Below are 15736 nucleotides of genomic sequence, written 5' to 3' on the forward strand. Positions count from 1 at the left end.
ATGAAAAGAGGGCGAAAGGCAGCAGGAAGGGGTTATTTCAGTTCATCGACCATGGTGATGGCTCGGCCAATGTAATTTGCCGGGGTCATCGCTTTCAGGCGAACTTTCTCGTCTTCCGGCAGCGCAAGGCTATCGATAAACTGTTTCATGCCTTCGGCATCCACACGTTTACCACGGGTCAGCTCTTTGAGCTTCTCATACGGTTTTTCGATACCGTAGCGGCGCATAACGGTCTGAATCGGCTCTGCCAGTACTTCCCAGTTATGATCCAGCTCGTCCAGCAGACGGTCGCGGTTCACTTCCAATTTGCTCACGCCTTTCAGGGTTGCCTGATAGGCAATCAGCGCATAGCCCACGCCAACGCCCAGGTTACGCAGTACGGTGGAGTCGGTCAGGTCGCGCTGCCAGCGGGATACCGGCAGTTTGCTGGCCAGGTGCTGCAACACCGCATTCGACAGGCCGAGGTTGCCTTCGGAGTTTTCGAAGTCAATCGGGTTCACCTTGTGCGGCATGGTGGAAGAACCAATTTCGCCGGCGATGGTTTTCTGTTTGAAGTGGTTCAGGGCGATATAACCCCACACATCGCGATCGAAGTCGATCAGGATGGTGTTAAAGCGCGCCATGCAGTCAAACAGCTCCGCAATGTAGTCATGCGGCTCGATCTGCGTGGTGTACGGGTTCCACTGGATACCCAGAGAGGTCACAAACTCTTCGCTGAACTGGTGCCAGTCCACTTCCGGATAAGCGGCGATGTGGGCGTTGTAGTTCCCCACCGCACCGTTGATTTTGCCGAGGATTTCCACCTGATTTAGCTGGCGATACTGGCGTTCCATACGGTATGCCACGTTAGCCATCTCTTTCCCCATGGTAGACGGCGTGGCCGGCTGTCCGTGAGTACGGGAAAGCAGAGGAATATCGCGATACTGCACGGCGAGGTCTTTCACTGCATCAATCACCTGACGCCAGTAAGGCAGGATGACCTCATCACGCGCGGTTTTCAGCATCAAGGCGTGGGAGAGGTTATTGATATCTTCTGAGGTGCAGGCGAAGTGGATAAATTCAGAGACCGCGTGTAATTGCGCGATATCCGCCACTTTTTCTTTCAGAAAATATTCGACCGCTTTCACGTCATGGTTAGTGGTGCGCTCGATAGTTTTGATACGCGCCGCGTCTTCTTCATTGAAGTCGGCGACGATTTTATCGAGGAAACCGTTTGCGTCGTCAGCAAAAGCAGGAACTTCCTTGATCGCTGCATGTGACGCCAGCTTTTGTAACCAGCGTACTTCGACTTGTACACGAAATTTCAGCAAACCGAATTCGCTGAAAATCCCGCGCAGCGCGCTGACTTTATCGCCGTAGCGTCCATCGACAGGGGAAACGGCGGTCAGTGAGGATAATTCCATAGTTCAGAACTCCGGGAGGTTAACAATGAGCGAGAATTTGTTTGGCCTGAGTGGTCAGGCGATTACGGGAAAACATTAATTGCAGGCGGCCACCGCCAACCTGATGCCACAGCACCGCAGCACGAATACCTGCAAGCAGCGTGGCGCGAACTTTCGCCTGGACCTGCGGGCTTTGCAGCACCGCAGGCGAACCGGTCACCTGAATGCGCGGCCCGAGCGGGCTAATCACATCCACATAAATACCAGCCATGGCGCTAAGCAGCGTCTCCGACTGGAGATCAAAATGCTCAAGCTGGCGCTGCAAACCAGCGATACGGTCACCGAGCGTATTCATGGCATCTTTGTGGCCCGCCAGCTTGCGCTCCAGCACCATCAGGCTAAGAGTATAGCGGGTCAATTCGGCATTCAGCCCCTGACGGCTGCTGGCATTAAGTACGCCGAGTAGCGTTTCCAGACCGGTGCGCAGGTTTGCTTCGCTGCCACCAAAAACGCTCAGGGTTGAGTCCGGGTTAAGATCGATGACGCTATTGAGAGAGACATGGAGCGCGTCGGCGTCGCAATGTCCCTGATGCGCCAGTTGCTGCACCAGACGGGCGGACTGGCAAATGCCCGCCAGCGCCAGGGTGATGTCGTAGTAATTCTTAGCCACACTCGCTCCTTGATTCGCTATCTCAGTCTCGTCGATTAAATCGGCAGCGCGATACGCTGTTCGATAATACCGCCGCCAAGGCACACTTCGCCGCTATAGAAAACGGCAGACTGGCCTGGCGTTACCGCAGCAACCGGCTCGTCAAAACGAACCTCAATGCGGTCATCATCCAGGGCAGTAATGGTGCACGGAATATCGGTCTGGCGGTAACGGGTTTTCACGGTGCAGCGCAGCGTACCGACCAGCGGTTCGCGATTAACCCAGTGCAATTGCTGGGCAATCAGCCCAACGGACATCAGACGTGGGTGATCGTGCCCCTGCGCGACCACCAGGATATTGTTTTCCACATCTTTATCGACCACGTACCACGGATCTTCGGTACCTTCTTTGGTTCCGCCAATCCCCAACCCTTTGCGTTGGCCCAACGTGTGGTACATCAGCCCCTGATGCTCGCCAATCTCTTCACCGTCAACGGTGAGGATTTTGCCCGGCTGGGCAGGCAGGTAGCGGCCTAAAAATTCGCGGAATTTGCGCTCGCCGATAAAGCAGATACCGGTAGAGTCTTTTTTCTTCGCGGTGACCAGCCCCAACTCTTCGGCGATTTTGCGCACTTCGGGTTTTTCCAGTTCACCGACCGGGAACAGGCTTTGCGCAATCTGCTCATGGCCAAGCGTATAGAGGAAATAGCTCTGATCTTTGTTGCCATCCAGACCGCGAAGCAAACGGCTTTTACCGTCGACATCAGCCCGGCGGACATAGTGACCGGTCGCGATATAATCGGCGCCCAGATCTTCGGCGGCAAATTCGAGGAAGGCTTTAAATTTGATCTCTTTGTTGCACAGAATATCCGGGTTAGGCGTGCGCCCGGCTTTATATTCCGCCAGGAAGTGTTCAAACACGTTGTCCCAGTATTCTGCGGCAAAGTTTACGGTGTGGAGTTCAATACCGAGTTTGTCGCATACGGCCTGCGCATCGGCCAGATCGGCCGCCGCGGTACAGTATTCCTCGCCGTCGTCCTCTTCCCAGTTCTTCATGAACAGGCCTTCCACCTTATAACCCTGTTGCAGTAACAGCCAGGCAGATACGGAAGAATCGACACCGCCGGACATGCCGACGATCACTTTTTTTGGGCTATCAGACATAGAATACTCACGACATTGAACTTCAAGGCGGCGTATTCTATCACGCACTCGCCGCGCAGGCACCCCTGCATATTACCAATCCGCAACAAGTCGGGCGGAAATTACCGCTAACCTGGCCTGCCGTGAGCGCTTATGGCGTGATTGTTCGTCTGGAACGGGGCACAGAACGATAAACCCCAGCGAGGCCGGGGTTTATGTTAACTCATGCGTTTTGACGCGTTGTATCAGGCGGCTCGCTGATCGTCGATGCTGAACTGCTCGACACTCTGGGCAAGCTGCTGTGCCTGTTCTTCGAGGGAGCTTGCCGCCGCCGCCATCTCTTGCACCAGTGAGGCGTTCTGCTGGGTGACGCCATCCATCTCATTAACCGCAATCGTCACCTGGCTAATGCCTTTGGCCTGCTCATCAGAGGCGACAACAATTTCATTAATGATGGTTTGGACTGAATTCACCGCCTGGGTCATTTCCTGCATTGTCTTCCCGGCATCATTAACCAGTTGAACGCCGTTCTCAACGCGCTGACTCGACTCTTCAATCAATGCGGCAATCTCTTTCACCGCGTTGGCGCTGCGCTGCGCAAGATTACGCACTTCGGAAGCCACCACGGCAAAACCGCGCCCCTGTTCACCAGCGCGCGCCGCTTCGACGGCGGCGTTAAGCGCCAGAATATTGGTCTGGAAGGCGATACTGTTGATCATGGTGGTGATGTCGCTGATTTTTTTCGAGCTGTCATCAATCTGCGACATGGTTTTAACCACCTGGCCGACCAGTGCTTCACCCCGGCTGGCAATCTGCGTTGCATTTGCTGTCAGTGCCGTGGCCTGATGTGCGTTGGTGGCGTTATGTTTCACCGTTGCGCTGAACTGCTCCATGCTGGCGGCAGTTTGCTCCAGCGCTGCGGCTTGCTGCTCTGTACGCGAAGAGAGGTTAATGTTGCCGCTGACAATCTCCCCCGCACCCTGACGTACAGAATCACTGGCATCTTTGATCTGCCCGACGATTTGACGCAGTTGTGCCTGCATGGTCTGCAGCGCGAAGAACAGGCTATGGCGATCGCCAGATTTGACGTTAATCTCGTTATCCAGTTTGCCATCTGCGACGGCCAGCGCGATGGTTGCCGCTTCCAGCGGTTCGCCGCCAATCGGTTTCAATACTTTGCGGCTAAAGACGATACCCAGTAAGGCGCTAACCAGCAGAATGCTAAGTACCATCAGAATGATAGCGTTCATCAACTGACGGTTGGCCGCTGCCATCACCTGGCTGACCGGTGCGACGACACCCAGATACCATTTGTCGGTACTGTTGCCGATAGACACCGGCTGCCAGGTCACTAAAGCATCCTCACCGAGGATAGCATCAGGCTGTTCCACAACCTGTGAAGAGAAGTTATTGGTGTTGCCCGGAAAGGGTTTACTGGTCATTTTCTTATCAGGATAAGAGATAACTTTGCCTGCGGTAGACAACAGCACGGCGTAGCCGCCACCTTCCCAGGGTTTAATTTGATTTACTTTTTCCTGCAATGAGGCAAGTGAGATATCCGAAGTGATCACAGCATGCAGTTTGCCCTGACTGACCACCGGGGCGGCGACGGATGTCAACAGCGTCGGTACGCCGTTGTAAGCGTAGCTATAGGGTTCAATCAGCGTGTCTTTCTGAGATTTTTGCGGCACCAGGTAATAATCGCCCTGGCCTGGCGTCAGGTAAGAGAGCAGAGGGTGCATCTTGAAATTGCCAGACTGGTCGCGATCAACGAAGAAGGCATAACGCCCCTTCGGCGCCTGATCGGGCTTATCTGCAAAATCCGCATCTTTTCCGTCAAAGGCGTTTTCTTCAAAAATCACCGAGATGGAAAGGTAATCAGGATTATCACGCAGAGCGGATTCCATCATTTTATCGGCGACTTGACGATCCGTTATCCCGGCTGCCGGTAAGGCAATCAGACTGTGACCGAGGTTATGCGCAACATCGCGCGCATAGTTAAGGTCTTGCTGAATTTTCAGGGCCTCACTCTGCGCAATCTGATGTAAGTATTTTTCTGCTAATGATTTTTGCTCGTTGCTGGACTGCCAGCTCAGCACGCCAATGGTTGCAACAAAGCCGAGAGTGATGGTTAACGCACCTGTGAGCAACATTTGCGCGCGGGTACTCATCTTTTTTTGAACATATTGTCTTGCCATCACCGTACCTCTGATCTCAACGTGTAGCGCCATTACCATCCCGCAAATCGGGGCTGCCTTCCTTGAAATCTATCGGCGTATGTTTTTTGATCTTTAATTGTTACAAATGCAGCCGCTTTGGCGTAAAAATGCACAAAAAAGGGGATGTGTAGCAGGAGTAATCGCCGACGTGCGCGGAACGTGAAGGAATATAGCGAGTGTAGCGTTACTTTTGGTGGGTTAAGTTGCGGTTAAATATTTCGCTTTGGTATTAATTCAGCCAGGTGTTGTTGACGGGCACAACGGGGAAAACACAACAACCGCGCAGGCGCGGCTGTTGTCAAAACCTGACGCTTAGTTAAAAGGCCAGTTAAATTCGCCAATCACCGATAACGGATAACGTGTACCGGTTTGCCAGCTACGAATACTTTCTGCGACCAGCGGGGAGCGCAGGTTTTTCGCGTTCAGGATCTCATCAGCGCTGACCCACAGGCAGCGGTCAATATCACTGTCGTGCGGCTCGGTGGCGCAGATGTCTTCGAGATCGACGGCAAACAGAAAACGCAGGAAAGGTGTTTTGTCCGGTGCTATCCACTGATGCATACGAATAAAGGCATCGGGCGTGGCATGAATACCCGTCTCTTCCCACAGCTCGCGTTTTGCAGCCTGCACCAGCGTTTCATTGGCCTCCAGGTGGCCGGCTGGCTGATTCCACAGTGCCTTGCCGCTGATTGTCTCTTCTACGACCAAAAACTTGCCCTGCGCATGGACGACGCAGGCGACGGTGACATGAGGTTTAAACATACTTTCCTCTTTGTTTATCAAAGTTATTCATCAAAGCCATCGGCCATATCCGGCCAATTGATCTCGCCACTCTGCTTGTTGATACTAATATAGGCCACCGGTGGAGACGTCTCGCTATCCGCACTGCCACGGCACAGCGCCGACTGGTGATCTTCGCGAACGATAATCTGAATCTCTTTTTGCGCGTTCCAGCTTTCATAGAACACACAGTGATAATCGGTGCGCAGGGAAAGCGTGGCGATACGCGTGGCTTTATCGACAGAGAGCGGGTTAATGTCGTCGCGATAGCGATCGCCTTCGTCAATGGGCGCAAGCTGTGATTTTTTAAGCCAGCCGCGAATGATGCGGTGCTCGGGACCGTACCAGTTCACCTCAAGAAAATCATCCTCGGACTGCTCCTGAGCGGAAACACTATCACCCGGCACCAGGAAGACCGACGAGCTACGGCACTTTTCATTGGGCATCGTGTAAAACCATGCGCGCGCCTGACCTTGAACGCGGTATCGGTTATTGGCCGAAGGGGCTTCGCGCACGCGTGTACGCAAGGTGTCGTCTGCCCACGTCTGGCATTCATGGCTGACCGGCAACGAGGAGGGCAGAGCGGTCAACTCATCGGCCGTCACCCAGCCGGTGACAAATGCGCCGTTGGCATCCCGGTAGCGTACATAGCGAAAGGGATGAGTGGGGGAGACCCCGCCTGATTTCCCGTATAAGACCGAGCTTCGCAGGACTTCAACGGTATCGCCGTTGACTAAAAACGCGGGAAGCTGGCATTCCGAGCCGGGAGCAGAATAAAAATGTAACCGGTCAGGGCTGGTCACTTTTGCAACCTCGAAGAGATAATCTGCTTCGCCTGCGGCCCTCCCGCCGATGGTCTCGCAAGTTTCATTAGCAAAACATGATGACGAAACAGCGCAGAGCAGCAAAAAAGCCGCAACCCGTAACAACATACCTTCTCCTCATCCATGACAAATTTCAGTTAATGATTAGTTTGCGGAATTATTCAGTATAAACAACGCGTTTATTTCACTTCTCGCCACTGGCCATTGGGCAGCCCATCGAGGGTATATTCACCCAGCGCATAACGAATGAGGCGGAGAGTGGGAAAACCAACGTGTGCGGTCATTCGTCGGACCTGGCGATTGCGGCCTTCATAAAGCGTGATTTTAAGCCAACTGGTGGGAATGGATTTCCGCTCGCGAATGGGGGGATTGCGCGGCCACAGCCACTCTGGCTCACTAACTCGTTCAATGCCGGCGGGCAGAGTAGGGCCATCATTCAGGGTGACACCGTCGCGCAACGCTGCCAGCGCCTCTTCACCCGGCTCTCCTTCAACCTGAACAAAATAGATTTTCCCGGTACGTTTCCCCGGCTGCGTCAGTTTTGCCTGCAATTCACCGTCGTTGGTTAACACCAGTAAACCTTCACTGTCACGATCCAGACGCCCCGCCGCGTATACATTTTGAACAGGTATATACTCTTTAAGCGTACTGCGTCCGGCCTCATCGGTGAACTGCGGCAAAACATCATAGGGTTTATTAAACAAAATCACCCGCTTTGGCTGGTTTTCGCGTCGCCGCTTAGTAGCTTGTCGTGAGCTGAATCGCTCAAGGTGGTGATTTCTAAAAGAAGTTTTCTTCATGGTATTTTCAGTGGTTATCAATTGCCGCATTATAACTGAAACATGATTGCCTTTCATGGAACCCAACTATCAGGTAGTATTGACAGGCTAATTACAATTCATTAACAAAAATCAGTAACAACCAGAAGCGCTCGAAGGAGAGGTGAATGGAAAGCAAAGTAGTTGTTCCGGCGGAAGGTAAGAAGATCACCCTGCAAAACGGCAAGCTGAACGTTCCGAATAACCCGATTATCCCGTTCATTGAAGGTGACGGTATCGGTGTCGACGTTACCCCTGCGATGCTGAAAGTGGTCGATGCCGCTGTGGAGAAAGCCTATAAAGGCGAGCGTAAAATTTCCTGGATGGAAATTTACACCGGTGAGAAGTCTACCCAAATTTACGGCCAGGACGTCTGGCTGCCCGCTGAAACTCTCGATCTGATTCGTGAATACCGCGTTGCCATCAAAGGCCCGCTGACCACGCCGGTTGGTGGCGGTATCCGCTCTCTGAACGTTGCCCTGCGTCAGGAGCTGGACCTGTATGTTTGCCTGCGCCCGGTACGTTACTACCAGGGCACGCCAAGCCCGGTTAAACACCCGGAACTGACCGACATGGTTATCTTCCGTGAAAACTCCGAAGACATTTACGCTGGTATCGAATGGAAAGCGGACTCTGCTGACGCAGAGAAAGTGATTAAATTCCTGCGTGAAGAGATGGGCGTGAAGAAAATTCGCTTCCCGGAACATTGCGGTATCGGTATCAAACCGTGTTCCGAAGAAGGCACCAAACGTCTGGTACGTGCGGCTATTGAATACGCTATCACCAACGATCGCGATTCTCTGACCCTTGTACACAAAGGCAACATCATGAAGTTCACCGAAGGCGCGTTCAAAGACTGGGGCTACCAGCTGATTCGCGAAGAGTTCGGTGGTGAGCTAATCGACGGCGGCCCGTGGCAGAAGATCAAAAACCCGAACACCGGCAAAGAGATCATCATCAAAGATGTGATCGCTGATGCGTTCCTGCAACAGATCCTGCTGCGTCCGGCTGAATACGACGTTATCGCCTGTATGAACCTGAACGGTGACTATATCTCCGACGCCCTGGCAGCCCAGGTAGGCGGTATCGGTATCGCACCGGGGGCAAACATTGGTGACGAATGTGCGCTGTTCGAAGCTACTCACGGTACTGCGCCGAAGTATGCGGGCCAGGACAAAGTGAACCCGGGCTCCGTTATCCTCTCCGCTGAGATGATGCTGCGTCACATGCAGTGGTTCGAAGCCGCAGACCTGATCGTGAAAGGCATGGAAGGCGCTATCGCTGCCAAAACCGTGACCTACGATTTCGAACGTCTGATGGAAGGCGCTAAACTGCTGAAATGTTCAGAGTTTGGCGACGCGATCATCGCAAACATGTAATCCAGTTTCTGGGTTTACGAAGAACGGGAGCCTGATGGTTCCCGTTTTTTATGCGACTCAGGAAATCTTCCCCAAAACTTTCCCCAAAACTCCCTCTGAAAACGATACTTTAGCCGACCACAATCCAGTCTTTACCTCGGTCATCATGATATTGTTCAGTTTGTTTTACCTATACCTACCGGTAAGGTTAGGGCAAACATCATGACGCTTTTCCCTGGTAGGTCAGGTGGATATGGCAAAATTATTTTTTAATGGTTCTATACACCAAATCACTCTAGTGGATGGCAATGGAAACCTAAAAAATATTATCTTAGACACATCGGCTCAATGCTTGATACCAAAGATCTGGGTAAAATCCAGAATCAGGCGTCGCATTTTTGCCCTGCAAAAAACGAAGAGTTTTGTAACGGGATCAAAGTAGCAGCAGAAAAAGCAGCCCAAGAATAAGTTGTGGTAAGTATTATTTATGCAGGGTCATGGATTGGCACCGTTGTCAGTGCAAAGGTATTTTTTGAAGACTTCCGATAAATTCACCCAATGTGATCTCATTTAAAGATGCTGGTGTTTTCACCAAATTATATTTCCCGCGCCAGTTGATAAACTCCATAGCTCATAGCGCAATATATGTGATATTCAGGAGAGTTCCATGATACCAACGCTTGAATACGCCCGTTCTTATAGCCTTCGCTGAAAAAGTTCCACAAAAGAAGTTAGTGCCAGTATTATGTTTTATATGCCCATCCCGGCAACATTTTGATGTTTAGTGACCCATTTGATCATGCACAGAAAACAGTCGGGCATCATGAAGCGATCCTGACGCTAATGACTGAGATTGACGCATTGGCAAGGCGCGTTACTGACTGACGTAAAAACACTAAGCAAGCAGCAGGAAAGTCATTATTTTATTTAAGGATATACGTATCTTGGCCTAAGCGGAGATGCTAATTTAGTAACGGAAATCACCGTACTATCCATGGAGGTTTACTGTGAGTGTATATGTTTTTTATTACAACGAATCGGGTGCACGAGTCTTTCCCAAAAGTAGCGTAAATGAGGAAGCAAAGGCGCTTCTCAAACGTAAGGGTTACAAAAAGCATCATTTTGAGGTCGACGCTGACAGCGCTAAGGATGCTATCGCGATGATGAAACAAAATGATGATGAATATCTTAAGGAATTAAAAGACTATTCTGACAGCCTGCTTTTTGTTGGCGTGGCTGGGATGGCATCCGTTCTTTAAAAATATGTCAGTGCAACAGCAGAAAGGGGCCTGTGTAAGTTAACGTGGAAGCACAGGCTTTTACCGTTGCAACGACGTCGGCAGGCGTTGTCGCGCTTCACGATACCGCCGGTCTGGATAGAGGGTCAGACGAAAAATATCATTTAAGGCCGCACCGTTATCTTTCGGCGCACCCGGATATCTGATAAGCAGGGATTCAATGACGCCATCATTGGATAAACTACAAATACGAGCAATATGATGGACCATTGGCAGTTGCTCTTTGCGAGGCTGCACCTGCCCGGATACCTTATTTTTGATTAAAAATAAGCCTCAATGTTGATGCAATTGCGATGATACTACCGACAACCATAACAATCGCAATAAACCTTCTGTGGTGCGAAAAGAGATCCATCATCCCATTGACCAGACAGAGTGACATAAATCCTATACTTATCCAGCGAATATGATTTTTATTCAACGCGTCCACCTTTGTTGGCAGGCTAATATCTCTACCATCTTATCTCAATGCGATGTATACATTTTCAACAAATCATCAACGCCAAAAAGTAATAAGACAGGTCGTTGAGGTCTGGGACAAGACAGGAGCGCAAGCTGATATGCGACATGGTTGATGGGCGCTAAAACCCACCCGAAACGACGCTTTACACCTTTTAACCTCAGGCGCATCTCGTGTATCACGAAAATGCGCTGCCTCACGTAAAAGCCTGCCACTTTCGGCTATTCTTTCTCTATCAAATAGTCCAAAGGAGCATTCAGATGAATCAGCGCGGAGTCGTCCTTCATCATGAACATCGGATTGGTTATGTCATCATTCGCGATGAATTCGGCAATCACACCGTCGTAAAACTGCTAACAGGAAGCGATATTGAAAGAGGTGATGTCATTGTTGGGTTCCTGCATGGTGAAGGCGACCAAACCTTCCATAACGAAACCCAGGATGTCTCGCTGGATGTTCATATCCAGGGGCATGGATTATCCGAAGATGCAACAATCCAGATGATTCAAAAAGCCCACTGAGTTACGCATTATCGTGTGATCCAGGTGCCGACTTGTCAGAAAAACATTTGGCTGACGGGATAGCGACGCATTTTGCCATGCAGGGCTGTCGCGTCAGCCATTCTGGATATTGACAAGGAGTGATGTAAATAAGACCCCCGTCGATGGGCCTGGTCACAGCGCAAATGTTGTGATTACTGGCCTCCTGTCAATAAATCCGACCGCGTTTTAAAGAATCCATAAAGCGAACATCTGGCGTTGCGCAAGTACTTCAAGGAAATAATTAATCGACGAGGAGAAGAGTATTTGACAATACGAAGTCTGCTAATGATTGTTTAAAATATAATTAAATGGTCGGGGGATTAATTTCGACTAAAGAAAAAGGACAGTTTCGACATCAAAACTGTCCGAGAATGCGGTAGAGAATGTTAAATCGTATTTCCTTCACATGCGTACTTTATATCTTTCCTAAGCGAAATTTACCAACGCATTTTTTTCTCGTTGTGGATTGAGAAAATTGATGATCGGGTTATTAATGTCGGGCTTTATTGGTTAAGACTTAACATGCGCCCTCAGCAGGAGAGGACGCTTAAGCATACATTACGAACCATACTGATGCTGATCGTTGTTAATACGTCCTAACACACGATAGGGCTTACAGTCCGCAAGCCAGGCTTTAATATCTTCTGGCGGGATGGGTCTTGAAAAATAATAACCTTGCGCCTCATCACAGCCAAACTCGGTAAGCATTTGCGCCGTCTCATGATCTTCAACCCCTTCGGCCAGCACCACATAATGGAGTTCTTTAAGCATCATGATGACATTACGGGCGATGATACGACTGCCGGAATCAGTCGTTATCTGGCTGACCAGTGAGCGATCCAATTTAATCACATCAATAGGAATGCGACGCAGGTAACTGATATTACTGTAACCGGCGCCAAAGTCGTCCAGCAGAATCTGGAAACCTAGCAGTTTCAGGCGATCGAGTTCTTCAAGCGCGGCTTCACTCTCCAGAACTTTTTCTGTCTCCAGACACTCAATGCGAATATCAGCCGGATACAAGCCCGCATTGAGAACATTATTTTCCAGCTCATCCGCAAAGCCGGGACGAGAAAAATCACTCACTGTCACGTTAATCGAAACCGGTAGGGTAATACCCTGGCTACGCCAGGATTTCAGTTGCGCGATGACGGTTTTGATGACCCATTGGGTAATTTCCGACATCAGGCTGGTTTTTTCTGCCAGCGAAACAATGGTTGCCGGAGAAATATTGCCAAGCTGTGGATGTCGCCAGCGCAGCAGCGCTTCCACCCCTTCTGTTTTGCCAGAGCGCAACGATACCTTCGGTTGAAAAACCAGATAAAGCTGACTGGTTGATTTAATCGCCTCACTTAAGTCATACAAGAGTTTGAAGTCTTTATTTCTTTTGTGATCAAGGATGGGATTAAATTGCAGGACCGGAATATTCTGGCGGATTGATTCGTGCAGGGCGCTGATCGCCTGACGCACAATTTCATGGGCATCATCTTCCCGTGGCGAGAACTTGACGTAGCCGGTATGGATAGTGAGCGTAATATCAATGTTTTGCGCCATTTGTGCCCGCGTCCCTGGCAGCGTTTCTGCGCGTTTAACGAGCGTTAAGGCTTGTTCAATCTCAACCAGTACCGCAAAACGGGCGGGGGCGAAAGAGTATAAAAGAACATTCTCTTTTAACCGAAGACGCAGACGCAACAGCGGGATAAAGCTGCGCAGCATATTATCCACGGCGCGCAATCCCAGATAGCGGATTAGCTCGTAGGCACGAGGCATATCAATACAGTCAAATATCACCAGACCATAGGTTTTGGGGTCTTTTTCCAGCGTTTTTTGCTCCATTTCACGCAGCAAAAACTGGCGGTTGGGAAGCCCCGTGAGCGTGTCGACGCGACCAATAGAATAGCGCGCTTCAAGGTAGACTGCGGAAAGCTCTGCGATGCGGTTAAAACTTTCTATTTGTTGCTGCGTCGGGGTGAAGATACTGGAACTACTGACACAAAGCGTGCCAAGAACCATCCCCTCTTGCGTTATCATCGGCGCAGAAGCATAAAACAGAATATCGCCGTTTTGCACCAGTGGTTGATGAGAAAAACGGGAATCCAGCCGGGCATCAGGGCAGACAACGGTCTGCCCGCTGTCGCGCGAGTACTGGCACATTGTTTTTTCTATCGGGACTTTGAAATGCTCCAGCGGTACATTTTTAACATATTTGATATATTGGTAATCATCATCAAATACGGTAATAAAGCAGCCTTCGACATTCATCACCTCGCAAGCAAGGCAGGCATACTCTGTCAGGGCTGCGTCGCGGGTTTTATCCTCTTTACGCAATAATTCCAGCGCCGCCAGCCGTTTGCTTTCGCTTCTTTTAAGTCCCGTGAACATTGCGAGCTCCTGCTCAGATAAATGAGGCTGTTAGGTTATGCTCTGTCGACAACATCACTGGCCAGGATGACATCTACAATGACTGTTAAGTTTAGCCCACCGTCTACCACCAGCCGAGTTGAGTACCGGCGACGGCAACAACAGCCACAATGAGCATAATGATTGTTGACTTTCTCACGAACTAGCTCCTGAGCTGGCAGCCTTTGCCAGCGATGCAGATAATAATTAAATAGAAGAAAATAAGATAATTCTCAAGCAAAAAAACGCCCTGAAGTGAATTAATTGAGGCGTAAAAACGGCTGTTTGTTTTTTCCGTTTTTATCCTGATACATAGCGCGATCGGCGATGCGCAATGCACTGTCAGCATCAATACTATCGGGATTAATTTCGACCACACCGATACTGGCTCCGGGATAAAATATATTGACGGAACCCAGTCGATATTCTCCAGTGAGACATTTATGCAAATTTTGCTTAAGGGAGGATAATCTTTCGGTTTGTGTTTGATCGCGCGGCCCGCCTGGACAGGCAATTAAAAATTCATCGCCGCCAAGCCGCCCGACCACATCATCTTTATCGCAACCATCCAGAAGACGACGCCCAATCTGAATAAGGAATTGATCGCCTGATTCATGGCCAAGCTCATCATTTATTCTTTTAAAGTTATCGAGATCAATAAACGCAATAATAATCTGAATATCAAGGTTTCTGGCAAGAGAAAATAGCATTGTCAGATTATCGAAGATCGCCCGTCGATTAGGCAGGCCGGTCAGCGGATCGGTATAAGAGTGGGCGATGAGTGCCGCGTTAGCTTCTCGCAGTTGTTCCACCAGGTGGTCTTTTTCGATGGAACGCGCTATCAGCCCGGCGAAAAGACGTAAAACGTGTTCACCGCGAACGCTCAACTTACGCGTGTCCTTACTGGCGGCGCATAGCGTGCCATAAAGCGAACCATCCGCCAGATGCACAGGCATGCTTAAGTAAGTGGTGATCCCAATTTTTTGCGCCGCTTCGCAATCTGCCCACTGCGTTGCCACGTCATCGCTAAAAAAACAGCCCTCATCCAGCGCGCGCTTGCACAGGCTGTCACCCCACGGCAGAGAAAAACCCTCTGGAAGATCAAGTTGTTTGCTGTTTCGCGCATACTGGATATGTTGAAAACCACCGTCGTCGTCAATCTTGGTAAGGTACGTCGATTCCATTTCAGTGACCATCTCCAGCATTTCAAGGAGCTGTCGTACCAGGCTTTCAAGGGATTGATCTTTATGGAGTGTTTCGGAAACTCGGGCCAAAATGAAATCGGACATTACACTCATTAACTCCTGTGCACTGCGCGCTGTATGCACTTGATGCTGAAAATATAAACTCGCCATATTAAAGCATGGCTTAAATAAGTTTTATATATCGGCAGCGTCAAACGGGCGGTTCAGGAGATTGCGTAAAAAAAAGCCCCGTTGATGAGACGGGGCAAAAACTCATTGATTACGGAATGATGTTCTCTGGTCATGGGTGAGAACGAGGCAAATATATCTGCAAAAAGTGGCGTAAGGATGGAGAAATCATGGAGATGTCAGGCGTAACGCATTAAGCTAAATTTCTGGCTTATTATTTCAATATGGATAATTCGATGCGTAATATTTTCTTCCTTTTCATTTGTGCATTAACGGCATGCTCCACGCCACCGGGTACGACTCGTCAACCCGTAGCAGGAAAAGCCAATCCGGCGGCGGTGCATTGTCTGCAGATGGGCGGGCAACGTGTGCCTGTGCAAAGCCCCCAGGGGGTGCGTACAGAATGCAAATTGCCAGGCGGTGAAGTGATAGATGAATGGGAACTGTGGCGACGCGATCACCCTCAATCTCGCTCGTGACACGCTACCTGC

General features: G+C 50.2%; 15 protein-coding genes. 4 read left to right on the plus strand and 11 right to left on the minus strand.

Going from position 1 to position 15736, the window contains the following annotated elements; translation table 11 throughout:
- Nucleotides 1-32 precede the first annotated feature (32 nt).
- From purB to rluE, 7 genes are all read right to left on the minus strand, one after another.
- Entirely contained in the window at nucleotides 33-1403 is a 1371-nt protein-coding gene (purB, locus tag C5523_RS10610) for an adenylosuccinate lyase (protein ID WP_041851691.1), read from the minus strand.
- 19 nt (nucleotides 1404-1422) lie between these two features.
- Complete coding sequence (hflD, locus tag C5523_RS10615) at nucleotides 1423-2052, minus strand: high frequency lysogenization protein HflD (RefSeq protein WP_041851690.1); 630 nt, start codon at nucleotides 2050-2052, stop codon at nucleotides 1423-1425.
- A 35-nt stretch (nucleotides 2053-2087) separates the two neighbouring features.
- Nucleotides 2088-3194 carry a tRNA 2-thiouridine(34) synthase MnmA gene (gene mnmA, locus C5523_RS10620; protein WP_041851689.1) on the minus strand — a complete coding sequence of 369 codons (1107 nt, stop codon included), beginning with the start codon at nucleotides 3192-3194 and terminating at the stop codon, nucleotides 2088-2090.
- 224 nt (nucleotides 3195-3418) lie between these two features.
- Entirely contained in the window at nucleotides 3419-5371 is a 1953-nt protein-coding gene (locus C5523_RS10625; RefSeq protein WP_079496548.1) for a methyl-accepting chemotaxis protein, read from the minus strand.
- 333 nt (nucleotides 5372-5704) lie between these two features.
- Complete coding sequence (locus C5523_RS10630; protein WP_041851688.1) at nucleotides 5705-6154, minus strand: NUDIX hydrolase; 450 nt, start codon at nucleotides 6152-6154, stop codon at nucleotides 5705-5707.
- A 23-nt stretch (nucleotides 6155-6177) separates the two neighbouring features.
- A complete protein-coding gene (locus tag C5523_RS10635; protein ID WP_108701087.1) occupies nucleotides 6178-7104 on the minus strand; it encodes a hypothetical protein in 927 nt (308 codons plus the stop codon).
- Nucleotides 7105-7175: 71 nt separating this feature from the next.
- The gene (rluE, locus tag C5523_RS10640) at nucleotides 7176-7826 is read right to left on the minus strand and encodes a 23S rRNA pseudouridine(2457) synthase RluE (protein ID WP_108701088.1); all 651 of its coding nucleotides are present in this window, start codon (nucleotides 7824-7826) and stop codon (nucleotides 7176-7178) included.
- A 116-nt stretch (nucleotides 7827-7942) separates the two neighbouring features.
- Between rluE and icd the strand changes: the two genes are divergently transcribed.
- Together icd and C5523_RS10650 are read left to right on the plus strand one after the other, a co-directional pair.
- Nucleotides 7943-9193: an NADP-dependent isocitrate dehydrogenase gene (gene icd, locus C5523_RS10645; RefSeq protein ID WP_041851685.1), complete on the plus strand. Its 1251-nt coding sequence runs from the start codon at nucleotides 7943-7945 to the stop codon at nucleotides 9191-9193.
- Between the two features lie 986 nt (nucleotides 9194-10179).
- Nucleotides 10180-10431, plus strand: a complete 252-nt coding sequence (locus C5523_RS10650) for a hypothetical protein (protein WP_108701089.1) — start codon at nucleotides 10180-10182, stop codon at nucleotides 10429-10431.
- 60 nt (nucleotides 10432-10491) lie between these two features.
- Here the strand turns inward: C5523_RS10650 and C5523_RS10655 are convergent, their stop codons facing one another.
- On the minus strand, nucleotides 10492-10707 hold the full coding sequence (locus tag C5523_RS10655) for a hypothetical protein (protein WP_108701090.1): 216 nt from the start codon (nucleotides 10705-10707) through the stop codon (nucleotides 10492-10494).
- Between the two features lie 483 nt (nucleotides 10708-11190).
- On the opposite strand from C5523_RS10655, the gene C5523_RS10660 reads away from it, so the two are divergent.
- The gene (locus C5523_RS10660) at nucleotides 11191-11451 is read left to right on the plus strand and encodes a hypothetical protein (protein ID WP_041851682.1); all 261 of its coding nucleotides are present in this window, start codon (nucleotides 11191-11193) and stop codon (nucleotides 11449-11451) included.
- Between the two features lie 579 nt (nucleotides 11452-12030).
- Here the strand turns inward: C5523_RS10660 and C5523_RS10665 are convergent.
- From C5523_RS10665 to C5523_RS10675, 3 genes are all read right to left on the minus strand, one after another.
- The gene (locus C5523_RS10665; protein WP_108701091.1) at nucleotides 12031-13854 is read right to left on the minus strand and encodes a sensor domain-containing phosphodiesterase; all 1824 of its coding nucleotides are present in this window, start codon (nucleotides 13852-13854) and stop codon (nucleotides 12031-12033) included.
- A gap of 103 nt (nucleotides 13855-13957) precedes the next feature.
- A complete protein-coding gene (locus C5523_RS27985) occupies nucleotides 13958-14011 on the minus strand; it encodes a hypothetical protein (RefSeq protein WP_071845982.1) in 54 nt (17 codons plus the stop codon).
- A gap of 121 nt (nucleotides 14012-14132) precedes the next feature.
- On the minus strand, nucleotides 14133-15161 hold the full coding sequence (locus C5523_RS10675) for a sensor domain-containing diguanylate cyclase (RefSeq protein ID WP_041851680.1): 1029 nt from the start codon (nucleotides 15159-15161) through the stop codon (nucleotides 14133-14135).
- A 320-nt stretch (nucleotides 15162-15481) separates the two neighbouring features.
- On the opposite strand from C5523_RS10675, the gene C5523_RS10680 reads away from it, so the two are divergent.
- On the plus strand, nucleotides 15482-15724 hold the full coding sequence (locus C5523_RS10680; RefSeq protein WP_072039779.1) for a DUF333 domain-containing protein: 243 nt from the start codon (nucleotides 15482-15484) through the stop codon (nucleotides 15722-15724).
- The last annotated feature ends 12 nt before the right edge of the window (nucleotides 15725-15736 follow it).

This window comes from Phytobacter sp. SCO41 (genome assembly GCF_003073275.1).
Lineage (GTDB): Bacteria > Pseudomonadota > Gammaproteobacteria > Enterobacterales > Enterobacteriaceae > Phytobacter > Phytobacter diazotrophicus.

Coding starts and splice junctions, on each gene's coding strand:
- purB (WP_041851691.1), bottom strand. CDS start 1,403: ATGGAATTATCCTCACTGACCGCCGTTTCCCCTGTCGATGGACGCTAC.
- mnmA (WP_041851689.1), bottom strand. CDS start 3,194: ATGTCTGATAGCCCAAAAAAAGTGATCGTCGGCATGTCCGGCGGTGTC.
- C5523_RS10625 (WP_079496548.1), bottom strand. CDS start 5,371: ATGGCAAGACAATATGTTCAAAAAAAGATGAGTACCCGCGCGCAAATG.
- C5523_RS10630 (WP_041851688.1), bottom strand. CDS start 6,154: ATGTTTAAACCTCATGTCACCGTCGCCTGCGTCGTCCATGCGCAGGGC.
- C5523_RS10635 (WP_108701087.1), bottom strand. CDS start 7,104: ATGTTGTTACGGGTTGCGGCTTTTTTGCTGCTCTGCGCTGTTTCGTCA.
- rluE (WP_108701088.1), bottom strand. CDS start 7,826: ATGCGGCAATTGATAACCACTGAAAATACCATGAAGAAAACTTCTTTT.
- icd (WP_041851685.1), top strand. CDS start 7,943: ATGGAAAGCAAAGTAGTTGTTCCGGCGGAAGGTAAGAAGATCACCCTG.
- C5523_RS10660 (WP_041851682.1), top strand. CDS start 11,191: ATGAATCAGCGCGGAGTCGTCCTTCATCATGAACATCGGATTGGTTAT.
- C5523_RS10665 (WP_108701091.1), bottom strand. CDS start 13,854: ATGTTCACGGGACTTAAAAGAAGCGAAAGCAAACGGCTGGCGGCGCTG.
- C5523_RS10675 (WP_041851680.1), bottom strand. CDS start 15,161: ATGTCCGATTTCATTTTGGCCCGAGTTTCCGAAACACTCCATAAAGAT.
- C5523_RS10680 (WP_072039779.1), top strand. CDS start 15,482: ATGCGTAATATTTTCTTCCTTTTCATTTGTGCATTAACGGCATGCTCC.